Origin of the sequence: Rossellomorea marisflavi (assembly GCF_022170785.1) — a bacterium.
Classification (GTDB): Bacteria; Bacillota; Bacilli; order Bacillales; family Bacillaceae_B; genus Rossellomorea; species Rossellomorea marisflavi_B.
The window spans coordinates 3,186,215-3,207,868 of record NZ_CP081870.1 but is presented as its reverse complement, the minus strand read 5'-3'; the positions used below and the strand labels follow the sequence as shown (position 1 = coordinate 3,207,868).

Below are 21,654 nucleotides of genomic sequence, written 5' to 3'. Positions count from 1 at the left end.
AACATGAGGATTACAGAACTACTCACAAAAGAAACCATCCAGTTGAATATTTCCTCTGATTCAAAATCAGGAGTCATTGATGAATTGGTTACGGTTCTAGATAAAGCAGGTAAACTGCAGGATGTACAGGAATTCAAAAAAGCCATCCTGAATCGTGAAGCACAAAGCACGACGGGGATTGGAGAAGGAATTGCCATTCCCCATGCAAAAACGGCAGCGGTAAAGTCGCCGGCCATCGCATTCGGGAAATCGGTAGAAGGGCTAGACTATGAGTCCCTTGACGGTACACCTGCGCATTTGTTCTTTATGATTGCGGCAACTGATGGTGCCAATCAGACGCATTTGGAGGCCCTGAGCCGTCTTTCTTCCCTCCTGATGGACCCAGAGGTGCGCCAGGCGTTGCTTTCTGCACAGTCTGAAGATGAAGTCATCACGATCATCAATACTCATGATCAAGAAGAAGAGGAAGAAGCAGTTGAAGAGTCTGATTCCTCTTCAAGCAAGATCCTTGCAGTAACTGCCTGTCCGACAGGTATCGCTCATACCTATATGGCCGCTGATGCCCTCAAAGCAAAAGCCAAAGAGCTTGGTTTCGATGTGAAGGTCGAGACAAATGGTTCCGGCGGGGCAAAGAACATCCTTACTGCGGAGGAAATTGAAAACGCTCCAGCGATCATCGTGGCAGCCGATACAAAGGTTGAGATGGAACGCTTTAAAGGGAAACGTGTCATCCAGGTACCGGTGGCTGAAGCCATCAGGAAACCGGCGGATCTCCTCTCCCGTGCAGAAAAGCAGGATGCACCCGTCTACAGTGGTGGTGGCAATAAAGAAGAAGACACGTCCAAGGAAAGCAAAGGGAAGTCAGGATTCTATAAGCATCTGATGAATGGTGTATCCAATATGCTTCCATTCGTTGTCGGCGGTGGGATCCTCATTGCGATCTCGTTCTTATTCGGTCCTCAATCGGCCAATCCTGATTCTTCTGAATACAATCAATTCGCAGCGATCATCAACACAATCGGTGGGAGCAATGCGTTCTTCCTGATGATTCCTGTCCTTGCCGGGTTCATTGCTTCCAGTATCGCAGACCGTCCTGGTTTTGCACCTGGTATGGTCGGTGGTCTGATTGCAGCAACCGGTGACAGTGGATTCCTCGGTGGTCTGATCGCCGGATTCCTTGCCGGGTATGTCACTCTTGGAATCAAACGTGCTACGAAGAACTTCCCGCAGGCGTTGGAAGGAATCAAACCTGTTCTGATCTATCCATTGTTCGCTATTTTCATCACGGGCTTCATTATGCTTCAATTCCTTGTGGAACCACTGAGTGCAGTCAACACTTGGCTTCAAAGCTGGCTTGAGGGTCTTGGGACAGGAAATCTTATTTTCCTCGGACTCATCCTTGGCGGTATGATGGCGGTCGATATGGGTGGTCCGATCAACAAAGCGGCCTTTACATTCGGTATTGCCATGATCGAAGGTGGGAACCTTGCTCCCCATGCGGCCATCATGGCTGGTGGGATGGTGCCACCGCTTGGTCTCGCTCTTGCGACAACCTTCTTTAAAAGCAAGTTCAATGAAAATGAACGGAAAGCAGGGATTCCTGCGTACTTCATGGGTGCTTCCTTCATTACAGAAGGAGCAATCCCGTTTGCGGCAGCTGATCCCCTCAGGGTCATCCCATCGGCTGTAGTCGGATCGGCTGTAGCCGGTGCCTTGACGATGGTATTCCACATCGGGCTTCCTGCCCCTCACGGAGGAATCTTCGTCTTCCCGGTCGTCGAAGGGAATGCATTCCTATACCTGCTGGCCGTATTGATCGGTTCTGTGATCACAGCAATCATGGTAGGGCTTTTGAAGAAACCAGTGAAATAAAATGTAAGAACCAGGCGTTGATAAGCCTGGTTCTTTTTTTTATTTTCAATGATGTCCTGTTTTAGAATCGGATCTGTTGGTTAAAGGTATAAATACATAATCTTCGGAAGGAGGGAGGCAGGTGGAGTATATAGGTCTTCCGCCGTTATCCCCGGAATTCATGATTGTCATCAAACGGATCTTCCTCATTGTACTGCTGAGCGGGTTGATCGGCTTGGAACGGGAATCGAAGAATCATCCTGCGGGTCTCAGGACCCATATACTTGTGGGGGTCGGTTCTTGTCTACTCATGCTGCTCTCCATCTATGGGTTTCAGCCATTCCTGGATGAGCATCCGGAGCTGAACGGATTTGACCCGAGCAGGATTCCGTCCTATGTGATTTCAGGTATCGGTTTTCTCGGGGCGGGGACAATCCTTGTGCACCGAGGTGTAACCGTCAGGGGACTCACGACGGCCGCCAGCATATGGGTGGTTGCCGGTCTCGGGCTTGTCGTGGGAATAGGTATGCACTACGAAGCGATATTTACAACGGCGATCATCGTCCTCACCCTGTTCTTCCTCACGAGGGCTGAACAGTATTATAGGGGTAAACTTAGGAAAAAACGGTGGTATACGTTATCCATTCGGATGCAGGCATATGAATTATCTGCCGTCACTGATTTTATGCAAGAACATGGACTGGAGGTTGCCGAGCTCGACGTTGAACAAGGGGCTGGTCTTATCTCCTGCTACTTCATGGTTTATTCAATTGGTGAGGATCCCATTCACAACGTAATGCAGGGATTGATTTCCCGGGAGGGCATCGATCAGGTGCGCCTGATGAAAAAATGATTCAAAGACTTTCGATTTCTACATCGATGATGCCCGGGATGTCAGAAATCGTATAATATATGTCCACGGTCTTTTTACGGAAGTCGACGATGATCTTCAACTCGAGTAGATGAAGATCGTTTTTTAAATCCTTGATCCGGATGTTTTCAATTGTGATTTCTTCCGATTTGATCTGTTCGATGATGGACTTGATTTCTTTCTTTTGTTCAATGGTTGCCTTTAAGGACAGCTCTTTTTCCCTCAACCGCCTTGGCCCAAGGTACGTGATGATGACCGGGATCACCTCTACTGAAAAAATCAATAAGATGACCCCCACGGTCGCTTCCCAGTAAAAACCTGCCCCGACGGCGATGCCGATGCCGGCGGCTCCCCAGATCATGGCGGCTGTCGTCAGCCCGGAAATGCTGTCATTCCCTTTCCTGAGGATGACGCCTGCGCCAAGGAAACCGATTCCTGATACAATCTGTGCAGCCAGTCGAAGGGGATCCATGGTGATATTCACGTGATCGGATTTAGGGGACACATAGGCCGCCTCGATGGAAACGATCGTCAGGAGGCAGCTGACGATGCAGATGACGAGCGATGTTTTCAATCCTACAGGCTTCCGTTTCAGTTCCCTTTCAAGCCCTATGATCAATCCGAGTATAGCGGAAATGCCCAATTTTAATAGCAGGGTGGTGTCAATCGGCGTCATCTTTCCCCCTCCATTTGATAAAAAGATATAGTTTTTTCATGAACGAAGTAATAAAATGAGGAAAATATCGATTTCAAATCCAGGGGTGCTCCAACTCATGTCAGAAGCAAAAATCAATCCATATCTACTACTTGCGATCGGTGTCATTTCCGTATCCACTTCCGCCATCATCGTCAAGTTCTCGGCGGCTCCCGCAGGGGTGCTGGCATTTTATCGACTTTTCTTCACCGTCCTGCTCATGACACCGTTTTTTCTCCTACACTATGTGAAAGAATTGAAACTTATTACCGTGAAGGACTGGGGTCTTTGCCTTCTCGCCGGCGGCTTCCTTGCTTTTCACTTCATCCTATGGTTCGAATCTCTCAACTATACATCTGTGGCGAGCTCCACCGTCCTTGTGACCCTCCAGCCACTCTTTGCATTTTTGGGAGCGTATCTCTTCTTCGGTGAAAAGCTTACTGGGAAATCAGTGATCTCCGCCATACTTGCAGTATCCGGCAGTATTGTAATCAGTTGGGGGGACTTCAAGGTAAGTGGGACTGCCTTGTGGGGGGATCTTCTTGCACTGGTGGCATGTGCTTTGGTGACAGGGTATCTTCTGTTCGGTCAAACCATCAGGAAACGCCTTTCGCTCATGACATATACGTATATCGTGTACGCCATGAGTGCAGCCGTCCTATTTATTTATTCTCTGATCAAGGGTGAATCGTTTTATCCGTACGCAGGAGAAGAATGGCTGTACTTCTTGCTACTGGCTATCATCCCTACGCTCCTTGGGCATTCATTGTTCAACTGGTCATTGAAATGGCTCAGCACCTCGACGATCTCCATGGCGATCTTATTTGAGCCGGTCGGTGCAGCAATTTTGGCTTATTGGCTTTTATCTGAGAAAATTTTACTCACCCAGGTCATCGGTGCAGGAATCATCCTTTTGGGAGTAACGATTTTCTTGTTGGAAGAACGGAAACTGAAAAAAGCACTGAAAGAGCTTAGAAAGGTGGAGGAGAGCAGTGGCGTTCCTTTATAGAAAGGCATGCATCGCCGATGCAGGGAGCATTGCCAGAGTGCATGTGGAAAGCTGGAAATCGACCTATAAGGAAATCGTGTCAGACAGATATCTGGATTCCTTGTCAATAGAAGAGAAGAAGCTGAAGTGGGAAAGGATCCTGTCGGAAGACCATCATACAATGGTTTCCACGACGAAAGACGGAGTGGTTGTCGGTTTTGCATCTGTGGGCAGGGAAAGAAGCGGGGAGTATGAAGGGGAACTCTATGCCATTTATCTTGTAAGGGACTTCCAAGGGAAAGGGATCGGAAGGGAGTTATTCTCGCGGAGCATCTCCTCCCTCAAGGCTCTTGGTTGTCACGATATGTTCATCTGGGTATTGAGGGAGAATGCATCTAAAACGTTCTATTATTCCTACAATCCTGAAATCGTTAAAGAAGAGACGATTATCATCGGGGGTGAAGGGTACGTGGAAGAAGGTCTTCTATTATCCTTCTGACTCCGATGCTTTATGAAAAGGTGTACGTCAGGCCCGAGAATATGACTGCCATCGTGGAGGAGAAGATGAATGTAAGCGCGGAACCGATTTTGATGCCTGCGCTTTCGCTGATCTTCAATGCTTGGATATAAGAATACGAGAACAGGTAGACAGCCATGATGAAGGATACGGCCTGTCCAATAGGTAGAAGTAGCATAAGTGAAGCAGCCCCTTTCAATGCAGTATGGAATCATATATATGAGGCGCACTATAAAAAAAGAATAATATATAAAAAAGATAAAAAATATATTGCAATAATAATTACAGCGTGATATATTAATACATGTCGCTGATGCGCAACGGATTTTATAAAAAAAGAAGTTGACATGAATCGACGATATATGATACATTTAAATGGTCGCTTCAGAGAGAAACGAAGCACTTACATTCTATTTGAACCTTGAAAACTGAACAAAACAAGACAAACACGTCAACGTTAATTCTAGATTTATTTTAAAGAGCTATTCAAACTTTTTATGGAGAGTTTGATCCTGGCTCAGGACGAACGCTGGCGGCGTGCCTAATACATGCAAGTCGAGCGGATCGATGGGAGCTTGCTCCCTGAGATCAGCGGCGGACGGGTGAGTAACACGTGGGTAACCTGCCTGTAAGACTGGGATAACTCCGGGAAACCGGGGCTAATACCGGATAACACCTACCCCCGCATGGGGGAAGGTTGAAAGGTGGCTTCGGCTATCACTTACAGATGGACCCGCGGCGCATTAGCTAGTTGGTGAGGTAATGGCTCACCAAGGCGACGATGCGTAGCCGACCTGAGAGGGTGATCGGCCACACTGGGACTGAGACACGGCCCAGACTCCTACGGGAGGCAGCAGTAGGGAATCTTCCGCAATGGACGAAAGTCTGACGGAGCAACGCCGCGTGAGTGAAGAAGGTTTTCGGATCGTAAAACTCTGTTGTTAGGGAAGAACAAGTGCCGTTCGAATAGGGCGGCGCCTTGACGGTACCTAACCAGAAAGCCACGGCTAACTACGTGCCAGCAGCCGCGGTAATACGTAGGTGGCAAGCGTTGTCCGGAATTATTGGGCGTAAAGCGCGCGCAGGTGGTTTCTTAAGTCTGATGTGAAAGCCCACGGCTCAACCGTGGAGGGTCATTGGAAACTGGGGAACTTGAGTGCAGAAGAGGAAAGTGGAATTCCAAGTGTAGCGGTGAAATGCGTAGATATTTGGAGGAACACCAGTGGCGAAGGCGACTTTCTGGTCTGTAACTGACACTGAGGCGCGAAAGCGTGGGGAGCAAACAGGATTAGATACCCTGGTAGTCCACGCCGTAAACGATGAGTGCTAAGTGTTAGAGGGTTTCCGCCCTTTAGTGCTGCAGCTAACGCATTAAGCACTCCGCCTGGGGAGTACGGTCGCAAGACTGAAACTCAAAGGAATTGACGGGGGCCCGCACAAGCGGTGGAGCATGTGGTTTAATTCGAAGCAACGCGAAGAACCTTACCAGGTCTTGACATCCTCTGACAACCCTAGAGATAGGGCTTTCCCCTTCGGGGGACAGAGTGACAGGTGGTGCATGGTTGTCGTCAGCTCGTGTCGTGAGATGTTGGGTTAAGTCCCGCAACGAGCGCAACCCTTGATCTTAGTTGCCAGCATTCAGTTGGGCACTCTAAGATGACTGCCGGTGACAAACCGGAGGAAGGTGGGGATGACGTCAAATCATCATGCCCCTTATGACCTGGGCTACACACGTGCTACAATGGACGGTACAAAGGGCTGCAAGACCGCGAGGTTTAGCCAATCCCATAAAACCGTTCTCAGTTCGGATTGTAGGCTGCAACTCGCCTACATGAAGCTGGAATCGCTAGTAATCGCGGATCAGCATGCCGCGGTGAATACGTTCCCGGGCCTTGTACACACCGCCCGTCACACCACGAGAGTTTGTAACACCCGAAGTCGGTGAGGTAACCTTTTGGAGCCAGCCGCCTAAGGTGGGACAGATGATTGGGGTGAAGTCGTAACAAGGTAGCCGTATCGGAAGGTGCGGCTGGATCACCTCCTTTCTAAGGAAGATTTACTTAAAACGTTTGACGACGTCGAAGTTTTGTTCAGTTTTGATGGTTTAAATCCATCTTCTATATTGTTCTTTGAAAACTAGATAAAGTTTTATTGATAGTCAAGAAATTACCGAGTATCGCCATTTTAGGTTTTTAACCAATTCGGTTAAGTTAATAAGGGCGCACGGTGGATGCCTTGGCACTAGGAGCCGACGAAGGACGGGACTAACACCGATATGCTTCGGGGAGCTGTAAGTGAGCTGATCCGAAGATTTCCGAATGGGGGAACCCACTGTTCGTAATGGAACAGTATCCTTGCTTGAATACATAGAGCATGGAAGGCAGACCCAGGGAACTGAAACATCTAAGTACCTGGAGGAAGAGAAAGCAAATGCGATTCCCTGAGTAGCGGCGAGCGAAACGGGATTAGCCCAAACCAAGAGGCTTGCCTCTTGGGGTTGTAGGACACTCTATACGGAGTTACAAAGGAACGGGGTAGACGAAGAAGTCTGGAAAGGCTCGTCAAAGAAGGTAACAACCCTGTAGTCGAAACTTCGTTCCCTCTTGAGTGGATCCTGAGTACGGCGGGACACGTGAAATCCCGTCGGAAGCTGGGAGGACCATCTCCCAAGGCTAAATACTCCCTAGTGACCGATAGTGAACCAGTACCGTGAGGGAAAGGTGAAAAGCACCCCGGAAGGGGAGTGAAATAGAACCTGAAACCGTGTGCCTACAAGTAGTCAGAGCCCGTTAACGGGTGATGGCGTGCCTTTTGTAGAATGAACCGGCGAGTTACGATCCCATGCAAGGTTAAGTTGAGAAGACGGAGCCGCAGCGAAAGCGAGTCTGAATAGGGCGAATGAGTATGTGGTCGTAGACCCGAAACCAGGTGATCTACCCATGTCCAGGATGAAGTCCAGGTAACACTGGATGGAGGTCCGAACCCACGCACGTTGAAAAGTGCGGGGATGAGGTGTGGGTAGCGGAGAAATTCCAATCGAACCTGGAGATAGCTGGTTCTCTCCGAAATAGCTTTAGGGCTAGCCTCATGTTGTAAGAGTCTTGGAGGTAGAGCACTGTTTGGACTAGGGGCCCTCATCGGGTTACCGAATTCAGACAAACTCCGAATGCCAAAGACTTATCCATGGGAGTCAGACTGCGAGTGATAAGATCCGTAGTCGAAAGGGAAACAGCCCAGACCACCAGCTAAGGTCCCAAAGTATACGTTAAGTGGAAAAGGATGTGGAGTTGCTTAGACAACCAGGATGTTGGCTTAGAAGCAGCCACCATTTAAAGAGTGCGTAATAGCTCACTGGTCGAGTGACTCTGCGCCGAAAATGTACCGGGGCTAAACGTATCACCGAAGCTGTGGATTGACACCGTTTGGTGTCAGTGGTAGGAGAGCGTTCTAAGGACTGCGAAGCTAGACCGTAAGGACTGGTGGAGTGCTTAGAAGTGAGAATGCCGGTATGAGTAGCGAAAGATGGGTGAGAATCCCATCCACCGAATGCCTAAGGTTTCCTGAGGAAGGCTCGTCCGCTCAGGGTTAGTCGGGACCTAAGTCGAGGCCGATAGGCGTAGACGATGGACAACAGGTTGATATTCCTGTACCACCTTTCTTCCATTTGAGCAATGGGGGGACGCAGGAGGATAGGGTAAGCGCACTGCTGGATATGTGCGTCTAAGCAGTTAGGCTGATGATGAGGCAAATCCCATCATCGTGAAGGCTGAGCTGTGATAGCGAGCGAATTATAGTAGCGAAGTTCCTGATTCCACACTGCCAAGAAAAGCCTCTAGCGAGGAAGATGGTGCCCGTACCGCAAACCGACACAGGTAGGCGAGGAGAGAATCCTAAGGTGAGCGAGAGAACTCTCGTTAAGGAACTCGGCAAAATGACCCCGTAACTTCGGGAGAAGGGGTGCTCTGGTAGGGTGCAAGCCCGAGAGAGCCGCAGTGAATAGGCCCAGGCGACTGTTTAGCAAAAACACAGGTCTCTGCGAAGCCGTAAGGCGAAGTATAGGGGCTGACGCCTGCCCGGTGCTGGAAGGTTAAGAGGAGTGCTTAGCGCAAGCGAAGGTGCGAATCGAAGCCCCAGTAAACGGCGGCCGTAACTATAACGGTCCTAAGGTAGCGAAATTCCTTGTCGGGTAAGTTCCGACCCGCACGAAAGGCGTAACGATCTGGGCACTGTCTCAACGAGAGACTCGGTGAAATTATAGTACCTGTGAAGATGCAGGTTACCCGCGACAGGACGGAAAGACCCCGTGGAGCTTTACTGTAGCCTGATATTGAATTTTGGCACAGCTTGTACAGGATAGGTAGGAGCCTTGGAAGCCGGAGCGCTAGCTTCGGTGGAGGCGTCGGTGGGATACTACCCTGGCTGTGTTGACATTCTAACCCGCGCCCCTTATCGGGGTGGGAGACAGTGTCAGGTGGGCAGTTTGACTGGGGCGGTCGCCTCCTAAAGAGTAACGGAGGCGCCCAAAGGTTCCCTCAGAATGGTTGGAAATCATTCGCAGAGTGTAAAGGCACAAGGGAGCTTGACTGCGAGACCTACAAGTCGAGCAGGGACGAAAGTCGGGCTTAGTGATCCGGTGGTTCCGCATGGAAGGGCCATCGCTCAACGGATAAAAGCTACCCCGGGGATAACAGGCTTATCTCCCCCAAGAGTCCACATCGACGGGGAGGTTTGGCACCTCGATGTCGGCTCATCGCATCCTGGGGCTGTAGTCGGTCCCAAGGGTTGGGCTGTTCGCCCATTAAAGCGGTACGCGAGCTGGGTTCAGAACGTCGTGAGACAGTTCGGTCCCTATCCGTCGTGGGCGCAGGAAATTTGAGAGGAGCTGTCCTTAGTACGAGAGGACCGGGATGGACGCACCGCTGGTGTACCAGTTGTCTTGCCAAAGGCATCGCTGGGTAGCTATGTGCGGAAGGGATAAGTGCTGAAAGCATCTAAGCATGAAGCCCCCCTCGAGATGAGATTTCCCATCACTTTATGTGAGTAAGATCCCTGAAAGATGATCAGGTAGATAGGTCAGAGGTGGAAGTGTGGCGACACATGGAGCTGACTGATACTAATCGATCGAGGACTTAACCAAAGTAAGACGAAGGAGGCGCTTCGCGTCTCCCGGACTGGACGATACGCCGGTAATGATTGACTATCAACCCTTTATCTAGTTTTGAAAGAACAATTCTTTCAATGGAATACCTGTCTGGTGACATTGGCGAAGAGGTCACACCCGTTCCCATGCCGAACACGGAAGTTAAGCTCTTCAGCGCCGATGGTAGTTGGGGGATCTCCCCCTGTGAGAGTAGGACGTCGCCAGGCGGTACATACGGAGGATTAGCTCAGCTGGGAGAGCATCTGCCTTACAAGCAGAGGGTCGGCGGTTCGATCCCGTCATCCTCCACCATAGTTTTTTCACGAAGCGTTAGCGAAGTGAAAATAACGTACCATAAAGAAGCTTTAACCTTTGCAATGTAGCTAAGGCAAAGCAAAAAGAATACACCATACACCTTGCCGGTGTAGCTCAACTGGTAGAGCAACTGACTTGTAATCAGTAGGTTGGGGGTTCAAGTCCTCTTGCCGGCACCACTTTTTTATGTTCTTTTGTATTTTCTTATGGGTATTTGTCCATTATAGAAAAGCAGCACGAGCCATTAGCTCAGTTGGTAGAGCATCTGACTTTTAATCAGAGGGTCGAAGGTTCGAATCCTTCATGGCTCACCATTTATATCATGCGGGTGTGGCGGAATTGGCAGACGCACCAGACTTAGGATCTGGCGCCGCAAGGCGTGGGGGTTCAAGTCCCTTCACCCGCACCATATGCGGAAGTAGTTCAGTGGTAGAACACCACCTTGCCAAGGTGGGGGTCGCGGGTTCGAATCCCGTCTTCCGCTCCATAATTGCCCTAGCCGGGGTGGCGGAACTGGCAGACGCACAGGACTTAAAATCCTGCGGTAGGTGACTACCGTACCGGTTCGATTCCGGTCCTCGGCACCAGTGAATTTCATATATGCGCCCGTAGCTCAATTGGATAGAGCGTTTGACTACGGATCAAAAGGTTAGGGGTTCGACTCCTCTCGGGCGCGCCATGATCGGGAAGTAGCTCAGCTTGGTAGAGCACTTGGTTTGGGACCAAGGGGTCGCAGGTTCGAATCCTGTCTTCCCGACCACTTTCTTTGGGGCCTTAGCTCAGCTGGGAGAGCGCCTGCTTTGCACGCAGGAGGTCAGCGGTTCGATCCCGCTAGGCTCCACCATTTATAATGTTAGAGAACCAGGAAATACTCGTTTTACGAGGCGGTGTAGCTCAGCTGGCTAGAGCGTACGGTTCATACCCGTGAGGTCGGGGGTTCGATCCCCTCCGCCGCTACCACTAGGGACCTTTAGCTCAGTTGGTTAGAGCAGACGGCTCATAACCGTCCGGTCGTAGGTTCGAGTCCTACAAGGTCCACCATAGTTCTCACCATACGGAGGAATACCCAAGTCCGGCTGAAGGGATCGGTCTTGAAAACCGACAGGGGTGTCAAAGCCCGCGGGGGTTCGAATCCCCCTTCCTCCTCCATATTTTTCATCTTTTATCGTCGCGGGGTGGAGCAGTTCGGTAGCTCGTCGGGCTCATAACCCGAAGGTCGCAGGTTCAAATCCTGTCCCCGCAATACCATCTTGATCCGTTAGGATCGGGATGTAGTGACTGCAATACATAAGTAATGATCTTTACTTTCGCTAGCGCGAATACTATTGATAGCTATTTTGCTATCGCAGTACATTGATCTTAATTTTCGCTAGCGCGAAAAAAAGTTGGTCCGGTAGTTCAGTTGGTTAGAATGCCTGCCTGTCACGCAGGAGGTCGCGGGTTCGAGTCCCGTCCGGACCGCCATTTATATTTTATTTAGATGCGGCTCAGTAGCTCAGTTGGTAGAGCAATGGACTGAAAATCCATGTGTCGGCAGTTCGATTCTGTCCTGAGCCACCATATGATTGTGGCGGTTGTGGCGAAGTGGTTAACGCACCGGATTGTGGTTCCGGCATTCGTGGGTTCGATTCCCATCAGTCGCCCCATTTTTTTTGCGGGTGTAGTTTAATGGTAAAACCTCAGCCTTCCAAGCTGATGTCGTGGGTTCGATTCCCATCACCCGCTCCATTTTTATTTGTGGGCCTATAGCTCAGCTGGTTAGAGCGCACGCCTGATAAGCGTGAGGTCGGTGGTTCGAGTCCACTTAGGCCCACCATTTTTCATTGTTCCGCAGTAGCTCAGTGGTAGAGCTATCGGCTGTTAACCGATCGGTCGCAAGTTCGAGTCTTGCCTGCGGAGCCAATATGGGGAAGTACTCAAGTGGCTGAAGAGGCGCCCCTGCTAAGGGTGTAGGTCGGGCAACCGGCGCGAGGGTTCAAATCCCTCCTTCTCCGCCATAAAGCGGCCCATTGGTCAAGCGGTTAAGACACCGCCCTTTCACGGCGGTAACACGGGTTCGAATCCCGTATGGGTCATAATACGAAAAAGATGTGTCGAGGCAATCTTCGACACATCTTTTTTTTTGCATGGATTGGCATTGATTTCTATATCTGACTTGTTTTCAACTTGTAATGTGTTTAAAATTTTTAAAATATTTCGACAAATAACGACAAATAAAAGGATATAAATGGGATGAAAACCTTGTCATTCGAGGGTTTCATCCTTTTTATGGTGTTTTTCGTGGTGAGCTAACAAATATTGTCGCAAATGGGAGATGATGAAATGAAGGAATTCTTATATGATGAAAGAAATAAGTAAGGAGATTGATGATGGTAGGTGAGGATATGGACACGTTGTCCCTAACAGATTATGACGTTTTTTTGTTTCATGAAGGGAATATGCAGCATGCCTATCGTTTTATGGGGTGCCATGTGAAAGCAGGCATTTCAACTGATTTTTGCGTTTGGGCTCCCGAGGCAAGATCGATTTCAGTGGTTGGTTCTTTCAATAACTGGAACGGAAGGGGATTTGAGCTTAAGAGGATCAATCAGGAAGGTGTATGGATGATCCGGGTTGATGAAGACTTGACCGGCTCAACGTATAAATATGAGATTGTGACTGCTTCAGGAGAACGTAGGATGAAAGCTGATCCATATGGATTCTCCTCTGAAGTCAGACCGCGAACTGCAAGTGTGGTGTACGACCTTGAAGGGTTTAAGTGGAGCGATCGCGATTGGATGAAGGTGAAAGAGAAACATAATCGATTTGATCAACCAATGTTCATATATGAAGTCCATTTGGGAACATGGAAAAAGAAGAGGGATGGCAGTTTTCTTACCTATTCAGAGCTCGCGGATGAACTGATTCCGCATGTGAAGGAACACGGCTTCACCCATATTGAAATCCTGCCGGTGACCGAGCATCCATTCGATCGTTCGTGGGGCTATCAGGGGACAGGCTATTATGCTCCCACAAGCAGATATGGTTCACCCCATGAGTTCATGGCGTTTGTGAATGAATGCCATGCTCATCAAATAGGCGTCATCATGGATTGGGTACCCGGTCATTTTTGCAAGGATGCCCATGGACTGTATCAATTCGACGGATCCTTCGCCTATGAATATGCCAGGGATAGTGACCGTGAGAATCATACATGGGGTACGGTCAACTTCGACCTCGCAAAAGGAGAAGTAAGGAGCTTTCTCCTATCCAATGCCCGTTTCTGGATGGAGAAGTACCACATCGACGGCTTCAGGGTCGACGCCGTTGCGAACATCATTTACTGGGCGAATCAGGGGGAGTCGGCTGCGAATGAGGGGGCACTGGAATTCCTTAAACGGTTGAACACATCCGTGTTTGAGTTTGACCCTGCCTTTCTGATGATGGCGGAGGATTCCACCGATTGGCCCCAGGTCACCTCTCCGGTTCACTACGGGGGGCTTGGCTTCAGCTATAAGTGGAACATGGGCTGGATGAATGATGTGCTCACCTACATGGAAGCGACACCGGAAGAAAGAAGAGGGCTTCATTCCCTCATCACGTTCTCCATCCTCTATGCGTTTTCGGAAAACTATATCCTGCCTTTCTCACATGATGAGGTGGTCCATGGGAAGAGGTCATTGCTGGATAAGATGCCGGGGGATCATTGGCAAAAGTTTGCCCAGTATCGGCTGCTCCTTGCGTTCATGACAGGTCATCCAGGTAAAAAGCTTCTGTTCATGGGAAGTGAACTGGCTCCCTTTGCCGAATGGAAGGACCTGGAGCAGTTGGACTGGCATTTGATGAGTTACGATTTTCATCACAAATTCAACTCATATTTCAAAGAAGTGCTGCATCTATATAGAGGTGCAACACCGCTTCACCAGTGGGACCATCGGAGTGACGGTTTTGAATGGATCGATGTCAATAATGCCAATCAGCAGATCTTCTCTTTCATCCGGCATTCAGAGGGAGAGCATCTGATCATCATCTGTAATTTCAGCAAGGAAGCCTACCACCACTATAGGGTGGGGGTGCCCCTTGTGAAAGCATATCAAGAGATCTTGAACAGCGATGAAGAACGCTTTGGAGGCTCACATCAAATCAATCCCCACCCCCTTCTTGTCACGAAAGGGGCCTATCACGGGAAAGAGGGATCAATTGAAATGACGATACCGCCTTATGGAGCTGTTTATTTAAAACCAATCATATGAGGGGAGATGCTAGCATGGGTAACGGCAAATGTGTGGCAATGTTGTTGGCAGGAGGCAAAGGGAGCAGGTTGAATTCATTGACGAAGAGCCTGGCGAAACCGGCGGTGCCCTTTGGAGGCAAATACCGTATCATCGACTTCACATTGAGTAATTGTACGAATTCCGGCATTGATACAGTGGGGGTTCTGACTCAGTATCAACCGTTGGTATTGAATTCGTATATCGGGATCGGCAGTGCGTGGGATCTCGACCGACGGAACGGGGGGGTCACGGTGCTTCCTCCTTATGCAGAATCCTCCGAGATGCGCTGGTATACAGGGACTGCCAGTGCCATCTTCCAGAACGTGAACTACATCGAGCAGTATGATCCGGAATATGTGCTGATTCTTTCGGGAGATCATATTTACAAAATGGATTACAGCAAGATGCTCGATTATCATATCGAAAAGAAAGCGGACGTCACGATTTCGGTCATTGAGGTCGGATGGGATGAGGCGAGCAGGTTCGGTTTGATGAATACCGATGAAGCCATGAGGGTGACCGAGTTCGAGGAAAAACCGCCGTTCCCTAAGAGTAATCTGGCTTCCATGGGCATCTATATCTTCAACTGGTCACTTCTGAAAGAATACCTGGAGATGGATGACCGCAATCCACGCTCCACACATGATTTCGGAAAGGACGTCATTCCCCTTCTCCTTGATGAAAAGAAAAAGCTGATGGCTTATCCGTTCGAAGGCTACTGGAAGGATGTCGGCACGGTCCGGAGCCTATGGGAGGCCAATATGGATCTTATCGATGAAAAAAATGAACTCAATCTTTTCGACCTGGATTGGAGGGTCTATTCTGTCAATCCCAATGAGCCGCCTCAATATATCTCGGAAGATGCCCATGTGGAAGGATCGTTGATCAATGAAGGTTGTACGATTGAAGGGACCGTTGAAAAATCCGTCCTGTTCCAAGGAGCTTCTGTGAAGAAGGGTGCGCATGTCACCCGTTCCGTCGTCATGCCAGGGGCGGAAATCGGTGAAAATGCCTATATCGAGCAGGCGATCGTGCCACCTGATGTAGTGGTGCCGAGTGGCATCGTCATCATGCCTGAGGAAGAGTCGGATGAAATCATACTCGTAACGGAATCGGTTCTAACGGCATTACTCGAACAGGAAGAAGTTTGACCATCTACTTAGAGGAGGAGTTCATATGAAAAACACCCTGTTAGGCGTCATTGATGCGACCAGCTATTACGATTCACTCGGAGACCTGCTTTTGCACCGTTCGCTTGCGGCCCTCCCGATTGCCGGCCGGTATCGCCTGGTCGATTTCGTCCTTTCGAATATGGTGAATTCAGATATCGGATCTGTAGCCATCTTCCCTAAATACCAGTACCGTTCCCTCATGGATCATCTCGGGTCAGGGAAAAACTGGGACCTGAACAGGAAGAGGGACGGTTTGTTCTTCTTCCCGGTTCCTGGTCTTGAGAGGAATGACGAAACGATCGGATCGTTCAATCATTTTGCCCATCACATCGACTATTTCACCCGCAGCACCCAGGAATATGCCCTCATCACCAACTGCTATACCGTGTGCAATATCTCCTATCGTCCGGTCCTTGAGCGCCACGCCCAGATCGGTTGCGATATCACAGAGATCCGACACGGTGGATCGTCCCTTCATATGTATCTGGTCAAAAAATCCCTTCTTGTCGATCTGATAAAATCACGCCATCAGACAGGGTATACGTGCATGAATGACGTGGTTGAAGATATGGAGAGCGGTCTGAAGGTATGCGGATATGAACATCAAGGCTTCGTGGAGAGGATCGACTCCATCGACAAGTACTTTGAAACAAGCATGAATCTCCTAGAGCTTGATCAGTGGAGGGAGCTGTTCAAGAAAGACCTGCCCATCTACACAAAGGTGAAGGATGAGCCGCCGACACGCTATACGAGCGAAGCGGGCGTCAAGCACAGTATCATCGCCAATGGCTGTTTCATAAAAGGTCATGTGGATCATTCCATGATCTTCAGGGCGGTGAAGGTGGGAGAAGGAACCACGATCAAGAACTCCATCATCATGCAGAAAAGCCAGATCGGCCGTGATTGTGTATTGGAAAATGTCATCCTTGATAAAGATGTAAAGATCGAAGATGGAGTTAGACTCATCGGGGACCCGGAACAACCCATCGTCGTCCGTAAAGGCATGGTCCAGGGAGCGCTGATGAACTCGTGAAGGTATTATTTGCAGTTTCTGAGTGTGTACCATTCATCAAATCGGGTGGGCTCGCGGATGTTGCCGGCGCCCTTCCGAAAGAACTTCGTAAACTTGGAACCGATGTGAGGGTGATCCTCCCTAAGTATGGGGGGATCTCCGCTCATTTTAAGGACCAGATGAGGAAGGTAAAGGAGTTCACCGTAGCCGTTGGGTGGAGACAGCAGTACTGCGGAATAGAGGAATACAGGGAAAATGGGGTCACCTACTACTTCGTCGACAACGAATACTACTTTGCCCGGGACCGATTATATGGATTCGTTGACGAAGGGGAGCGGTACGCCTACTTTACCCGGGCCGTACTGGAAGCCATCGGTGAACTGGAGTTCTATCCGGACGTCATCCATTGCCATGACTGGCATACTGCGATGATTCCATTCTTGCTGAGGACCGAGTATCAGGACCGCGGAGGATATGCCTTCATCCGCACGGTTTTCACCATCCATAATCTGCAGTTCCAAGGGATCTACCCTTTCAGTGTGATGACAGATCTGCTGGGCATTCCCCAGCGTTACGCCCATCCTGATTACCTGGAATTCCATGGGTGCATGAATTTCATGAAGGGGGCCCTCATTTCTGCCGATATCATCACGACAGTCAGTCCTACATATAAAGACGAAATCCTACAGCCTTATTACGGGGAACGTCTCGATGGAGTCCTGAAGCTCAGGGAGCGGGAGCTGGTCGGGATCGTCAATGGGATCGACGACGGGGAATACGATCCCGGTCAGGGGGATCATCCATTCTTCAGTGGCAATCTTCACGGCAAAAAAACCAATAAAGAGCAGCTGCAGGAGCGGTTGGAACTTGAAAAACGGGATGTCCCTGTCATCTCCATCATTTCACGTTTGACTGCCCAGAAGGGACTCGATCTTATCAGGGCCGTGCTTCACGAAATGCTCGAGGAGGATGTCCAGTTCATCGTCCTTGGTTCGGGTGACTGGGAGTATGAGCAGTTCTTCAGGGAAGCAGCTGCTGCGAACCCGGATAAGGTCAGGGTTCAGATCGGATTCGATGAAGCATTGGCCAAACAGATTTACCGTGGATCCGATGTATTCCTCATGCCTTCAAGGTTCGAGCCGTGCGGCCTTGGGCAAATGATTGCCATGAGATATGGTGCGCTTCCCCTCGTCAGGGAGACGGGGGGATTGAATGATACGGTGCATTCGTATGATGAAGAATCGGGAAGTGGAAACGGCTTTTCGTTTGCGAATTTTAACGCCCACGATATGTTGTATACGTATCGCCGCGCCATCCGTCTCTACGGACAGGAAGACGTGTGGGCAAGGATTGTGAAGAATGCAATAGAAACGGATAACAGCTGGGCTCAATCGGCATTCAAATACAATCAGCTATATTCAGATCTCACCTCGAGGAGTGAAAGTCATGTTTTCTAGCCAGGAGGAATTTAAGGAAGCTTATCTGAAGAAGTTGGAGATGACATCAGGTAAGGCATTCCCCGACACCACTCTTCAAGATCGTTATGACACGCTCGGACAGCTGATCCGTGAGTACATCAGTATGAACTGGATCCAGACAAACGAGCAATACCGCTATCAGAAGCAAAAACAGGTGTATTATCTGTCCATTGAATTTCTGCTCGGTCGCCTCTTGAGGCAAAATCTGATGAATCTCGGGATCTATGAGCTTGTGGAAGAGGGCCTTGGAGATTTGGGGATCGATTTGAAGGACATGGAGGATGTAGAGCAGGATGCCGCCCTCGGGAACGGGGGACTTGGACGACTGGCCGCATGTTTCCTTGATTCCATGGCCTCTATGGACCTTCCGGGTCACGGGTACGGCATCCGCTACAAGCATGGACTGTTTGAACAAAAAATTGTGAACGGTTATCAGATGGAGCTCCCCGAACAGTGGCTTCGTCATGGATATGTGTGGGAAGTACGGAAGCCGGATCTTATGATGCAGATTCCGTTCTGGGGCCGGATTGAATCATCCGAGAAGGACGGGGTTACCTCATTCAAGCATGTAGATGCTGAAATCGTTGCTGCCGTGCCGTATGATCTACCCGTCGTTGGCTACGGAACGACAACGGTGAACACGCTGCGCTTATGGAATGCAGAGCCTTATGCCTATAAGGCCGGTAGGGACATGATGAAGTATAAGCGGGATACGGAGGCCATCACTGAATTCCTTTATCCTGATGATACACAGGATGAGGGAAAGGTCCTCAGGTTGAAGCAGCAGTATTTCCTTGTATCTGCAAGCATCCGCACGATACTCGAGTCCTATCTCTCCAGGCACGGGGACTTGGCGAATCTGCACGAGCATGTGGCCATCCACATCAATGATACACACCCGGTACTCGCCATTCCTGAAATGATGAGGGTATTGATCGATGAGTACGGCATGGACTGGGATTCAGCTTGGGGCGTGACGACGAAGACGTTCGCCTATACGAACCATACGACCCTTTCTGAAGCACTGGAACGCTGGCCAGTGAGGATTTTTCAGCCTCTATTGCCGAGGATCTACATGATTGTCGATGAAATCAATGAGCGGTTTTGCCGTGATCTGTGGGATGCCTATCCGGGAGAGTGGGGCAGGATTGAAGGGATGGCCATCATCGCCCATGGGGAAGTGAAAATGGCCCACCTCGCCATAGCGGGAAGCCATAGTGTGAACGGGGTCGCAAAGATCCACACCGATATCTTGAAAGAACGGGAGATGAATCTGTTCTATCAGTATTTTCCCGGGAAGTTCAACAGTAAGACAAACGGGATCACCCATCGCCGCTGGCTGCTGAATAGCAACCCTCCCTTGGCGTCGCTCATTCAATCGGCGATAGGAGACTCCTGGATCAAGGATCCTTCCAGGCTTACCGAGCTTGAGTCCTATACTGCAGACTCTACATTCCTGGAGGACCTTCATAAGGCGAAGCAGTTGAATAAAAAGCGACTCGCTGATCGCATCCTTCAGACCAATGGGATCGTGGTGGACCCGGATTCGATTTTTGATATTCAAATAAAAAGACTTCATGCTTATAAGAGGCAGCTTCTCAATATCCTCCACATCCTTCATCTTTTCAATAGATGTCAGGAAAACCCCGATGCGGATATTCCGTCGCGAACGTTCATATTCGGCGCCAAGGCTTCACCGGGGTATTATTATGCCAAGAAGATCATCAAGTTGATCCATTCCGTCGCTGATCTCGTCAATGATCACCCATCCGTCAAGGGAAGGATCAAAGTGGTATTCCTTGAGAATTACCGTGTATCCCTTGCAGAAGAAATCATCCCGGCAGCGGATGTCTCCCAGCAGATCTCCACGGCGAGCAAAGAGGCGTCAGGCACAGGGAATATGAAATTTATGATGAACGGGGCCTTGACCCTCGGCACATTGGATGGAGCCAATATCGAAATTCAGGAACAGGTGGGGGATGGGAATATTTTCATCTTCGGTCTCAGGGCAGAAGAGGTGATGAAGCAGCAACAGGATGGCAGTTATTATTCCATGGAGTATTATCACCACGATGAGCGCATTAAGAAAATGCTCGACCAGCTTGTCGACGGCAGTCTTCCTGATGCGGGGGATCATTTTGAAACCATCTATGATTCGCTTCTCGCGGAGAATGATGAATTCTTTGTCCTGCGGGACTTCGATTCCTATGCCAAAGCTCATGAAAAGGTAGCTTCTGCTTACCGTGACCAGCAGTCGTGGCTTCGGATGAGCCTGATCAATATCGCCCGATCTGGATACTTTTCGAGTGACCGGACCATTGCTGAATATGCACGTGAGATCTGGAGGATCGGTGGGGTAGGCGTTCGATAATCCCGCTGAATGACAAACGCCCGGATGCCAATGGCATTCCGGGCGTTTTGTTGTGGGGCCTTAAGATTTCTTTTTATCTGATACGTAGCTGTCGCGTTCTTTATACGGGATGTCCCCGATGGTCGACTCCATGTCGTTCTCATCGAGCATATCCTCGTACTCTTCATGTGCCTTGGATGGATAAGCCCTCGTGTTCTTCCCATCCATATCCGTCCCGACGAAGGATTCCATATCTTCCGTGAACCCTTCCGTCTCGTCATCGTCTTCATAAAGATCGGAATAATCATCATGATCGCCTTGGAAGTCCGATGGTGTTTCCGATGTACCGAATCGGCCGACCTCCTGGAAGCTATCTTCTGTATCCCGCACCAGCTGTCCGGTTTCGTGGCGGAATTCCCCATTTACAGGTGGCTGAAGGATATCCTCTTCTGCAGGTCGGTCATCGACGATCGACTGGGCACTTGCATGGTCCTTGCAGTAAAGGGTCGTCGGTATGGCCTCAAGGCGTTCGAAAGGGATTTCTTCGCCGCACTCTTTGCAGGTGCCGTAGGATCCTTCATCCATTGCTTTCAAGGCATCGTCAATTTTGTTCAGTTCTGATTTTGAATGCTCGTCCAGTGCGAAATCTTTTTCACGCTCGTATAATTCCGAACCCATATCTGCAGGGTGGTTATCATAGAGGGAAAGCTCTCCCCCATTTTCGTTATCCCCCGTGTTGGCGGGATTTTCTTCCCTATCATCCAACTGACCCTGGATATGATTCTTCTGGTCCATCAATTCTTCTTTCAGCTTTTGCTTTTCCTGAGTTGAAAGCATATATGTCACGTCCTTCATAGAGTTCGATTTGTTCTTCATCGTACTCATACTTTAACCGAAACAGGGTCTGTTAAAACATGAATCCTCGTGAAGTGTGCGGGGAATGGGCCTTTTCTCCACCCAACATCAGGTTTTATAACGCTTTTGGTTTCTCAAAAGGGGAAAAAGGGTTTATT

12 protein-coding genes, 21 tRNA genes and 3 rRNA genes are annotated in these 21,654 nt (G+C 49.6%); 33 read left to right on the top strand and 3 right to left on the bottom strand.

Annotated features, from left to right (window positions below):
• Positions 1 to 3: 3 nt before the first annotated feature.
• Together K6T23_RS16795 and K6T23_RS16790 are read left to right on the top strand one after the other, a co-directional pair.
• On the top strand, positions 4 to 1,872 hold the full coding sequence (locus tag K6T23_RS16795; protein WP_238281869.1) for a PTS fructose transporter subunit IIABC: 1,869 nt from the start codon (positions 4 to 6) through the stop codon (positions 1,870 to 1,872).
• 160 nt (positions 1,873 to 2,032) lie between these two features.
• Positions 2,033 to 2,704: an MgtC/SapB family protein gene (locus K6T23_RS16790; protein WP_238284458.1), complete on the top strand. Its 672-nt coding sequence runs from the start codon at positions 2,033 to 2,035 to the stop codon at positions 2,702 to 2,704.
• 1 nt (position 2,705) lies between these two features.
• On the opposite strand, the gene K6T23_RS16785 is transcribed toward K6T23_RS16790, so the two are convergent.
• Entirely contained in the window at positions 2,706 to 3,398 is a 693-nt protein-coding gene (locus K6T23_RS16785; protein ID WP_053429373.1) for an MgtC/SapB family protein, read from the bottom strand.
• A 97-nt stretch (positions 3,399 to 3,495) separates the two neighbouring features.
• Here K6T23_RS16785 and K6T23_RS16780 point away from each other — a divergent pair, with 97 nt between their 5' ends.
• Entirely contained in the window at positions 3,496 to 4,425 is a 930-nt protein-coding gene (locus K6T23_RS16780; RefSeq protein ID WP_056541226.1) for a DMT family transporter, read from the top strand.
• Positions 4,409 to 4,903: a GNAT family N-acetyltransferase gene (locus K6T23_RS16775; protein ID WP_238281857.1), complete on the top strand. Its 495-nt coding sequence runs from the start codon at positions 4,409 to 4,411 to the stop codon at positions 4,901 to 4,903. Before K6T23_RS16780 ends, K6T23_RS16775 begins: the two co-directional genes overlap by 17 nt.
• 10 nt (positions 4,904 to 4,913) lie before the next feature.
• On the opposite strand, the gene K6T23_RS16770 is transcribed toward K6T23_RS16775, so the two are convergent.
• Positions 4,914 to 5,099 (bottom strand): hypothetical protein, encoded by a 186-nt coding sequence (locus K6T23_RS16770; protein WP_053429376.1) that lies wholly within the window; start codon positions 5,097 to 5,099, stop codon positions 4,914 to 4,916.
• A 316-nt stretch (positions 5,100 to 5,415) separates the two neighbouring features.
• On the opposite strand from K6T23_RS16770, the gene K6T23_RS16765 reads away from it, so the two are divergent.
• From K6T23_RS16765 to K6T23_RS16625, 29 genes are all read left to right on the top strand, one after another.
• Positions 5,416 to 6,966: ribosomal RNA gene (locus K6T23_RS16765) — 16S ribosomal RNA — on the top strand.
• A 158-nt stretch (positions 6,967 to 7,124) separates the two neighbouring features.
• Positions 7,125 to 10,058: ribosomal RNA gene (locus K6T23_RS16760) — 23S ribosomal RNA — on the top strand.
• Between the two features lie 113 nt (positions 10,059 to 10,171).
• Positions 10,172 to 10,288, top strand: a 5S ribosomal RNA gene (gene rrf, locus K6T23_RS16755).
• Together the 16S, 23S and 5S rRNA genes with 21 tRNA genes alongside form the textbook arrangement of a ribosomal RNA operon.
• A gap of 9 nt (positions 10,289 to 10,297) precedes the next feature.
• Positions 10,298 to 10,373, top strand: a tRNA-Val gene (locus tag K6T23_RS16750).
• A gap of 106 nt (positions 10,374 to 10,479) precedes the next feature.
• Positions 10,480 to 10,555, top strand: a tRNA-Thr gene (locus K6T23_RS16745).
• 59 nt (positions 10,556 to 10,614) lie between these two features.
• A tRNA-Lys gene (locus tag K6T23_RS16740) sits at positions 10,615 to 10,690 on the top strand.
• A 10-nt stretch (positions 10,691 to 10,700) separates the two neighbouring features.
• Positions 10,701 to 10,785: transfer RNA gene (locus K6T23_RS16735), tRNA-Leu, on the top strand.
• A gap of 3 nt (positions 10,786 to 10,788) precedes the next feature.
• Positions 10,789 to 10,863: transfer RNA gene (locus K6T23_RS16730), tRNA-Gly, on the top strand.
• An 11-nt stretch (positions 10,864 to 10,874) separates the two neighbouring features.
• Positions 10,875 to 10,963: transfer RNA gene (locus K6T23_RS16725), tRNA-Leu, on the top strand.
• A gap of 15 nt (positions 10,964 to 10,978) precedes the next feature.
• Positions 10,979 to 11,055 (top strand) — tRNA-Arg (locus tag K6T23_RS16720).
• A gap of 4 nt (positions 11,056 to 11,059) precedes the next feature.
• Positions 11,060 to 11,136 (top strand) — tRNA-Pro (locus K6T23_RS16715).
• A gap of 8 nt (positions 11,137 to 11,144) precedes the next feature.
• Positions 11,145 to 11,220: transfer RNA gene (locus K6T23_RS16710), tRNA-Ala, on the top strand.
• A gap of 39 nt (positions 11,221 to 11,259) precedes the next feature.
• Positions 11,260 to 11,336: transfer RNA gene (locus K6T23_RS16705), tRNA-Met, on the top strand.
• 4 nt (positions 11,337 to 11,340) lie between these two features.
• A tRNA-Ile gene (locus K6T23_RS16700) sits at positions 11,341 to 11,417 on the top strand.
• 15 nt (positions 11,418 to 11,432) lie between these two features.
• A tRNA-Ser gene (locus tag K6T23_RS16695) sits at positions 11,433 to 11,525 on the top strand.
• Positions 11,526 to 11,545: 20 nt separating this feature from the next.
• Positions 11,546 to 11,619: transfer RNA gene (locus K6T23_RS16690), tRNA-Met, on the top strand.
• Between the two features lie 144 nt (positions 11,620 to 11,763).
• Positions 11,764 to 11,840 (top strand) — tRNA-Asp (locus K6T23_RS16685).
• Between the two features lie 20 nt (positions 11,841 to 11,860).
• Positions 11,861 to 11,936: transfer RNA gene (locus K6T23_RS16680), tRNA-Phe, on the top strand.
• A gap of 10 nt (positions 11,937 to 11,946) precedes the next feature.
• Positions 11,947 to 12,022 (top strand) — tRNA-His (locus tag K6T23_RS16675).
• A gap of 8 nt (positions 12,023 to 12,030) precedes the next feature.
• A tRNA-Gly gene (locus K6T23_RS16670) sits at positions 12,031 to 12,104 on the top strand.
• A gap of 11 nt (positions 12,105 to 12,115) precedes the next feature.
• Positions 12,116 to 12,192, top strand: a tRNA-Ile gene (locus K6T23_RS16665).
• Positions 12,193 to 12,203: 11 nt separating this feature from the next.
• A tRNA-Asn gene (locus K6T23_RS16660) sits at positions 12,204 to 12,278 on the top strand.
• Between the two features lie 4 nt (positions 12,279 to 12,282).
• Positions 12,283 to 12,373 (top strand) — tRNA-Ser (locus K6T23_RS16655).
• 6 nt (positions 12,374 to 12,379) lie between these two features.
• Positions 12,380 to 12,451, top strand: a tRNA-Glu gene (locus K6T23_RS16650).
• A 309-nt stretch (positions 12,452 to 12,760) separates the two neighbouring features.
• Complete coding sequence (gene glgB, locus K6T23_RS16645) at positions 12,761 to 14,608, top strand: 1,4-alpha-glucan branching enzyme (RefSeq protein ID WP_056538323.1); 1,848 nt, start codon at positions 12,761 to 12,763, stop codon at positions 14,606 to 14,608.
• A 14-nt stretch (positions 14,609 to 14,622) separates the two neighbouring features.
• Complete coding sequence (locus K6T23_RS16640; RefSeq protein ID WP_238281855.1) at positions 14,623 to 15,780, top strand: glucose-1-phosphate adenylyltransferase; 1,158 nt, start codon at positions 14,623 to 14,625, stop codon at positions 15,778 to 15,780.
• Between the two features lie 25 nt (positions 15,781 to 15,805).
• Positions 15,806 to 16,834: a GlgC family sugar phosphate nucleotidyltransferase gene (locus K6T23_RS16635; protein ID WP_056534724.1), complete on the top strand. Its 1,029-nt coding sequence runs from the start codon at positions 15,806 to 15,808 to the stop codon at positions 16,832 to 16,834.
• Entirely contained in the window at positions 16,831 to 18,270 is a 1,440-nt protein-coding gene (gene glgA / locus K6T23_RS16630; protein ID WP_238281853.1) for a glycogen synthase GlgA, read from the top strand. Before K6T23_RS16635 ends, glgA begins: the two co-directional genes overlap by 4 nt.
• The gene (locus K6T23_RS16625) at positions 18,260 to 20,662 is read left to right on the top strand and encodes a glycogen/starch/alpha-glucan phosphorylase (RefSeq protein ID WP_238281851.1); all 2,403 of its coding nucleotides are present in this window, start codon (positions 18,260 to 18,262) and stop codon (positions 20,660 to 20,662) included. The genes glgA and K6T23_RS16625 overlap by 11 nt, the downstream gene beginning before the upstream one ends.
• 60 nt (positions 20,663 to 20,722) lie before the next feature.
• Here K6T23_RS16625 and K6T23_RS16620 read toward each other — a convergent pair whose 3' ends face one another.
• A complete protein-coding gene (locus K6T23_RS16620) occupies positions 20,723 to 21,496 on the bottom strand; it encodes a TraR/DksA C4-type zinc finger protein (RefSeq protein WP_238281848.1) in 774 nt (257 codons plus the stop codon).
• Between the last annotated feature and the right edge of the window lie 158 nt (positions 21,497 to 21,654).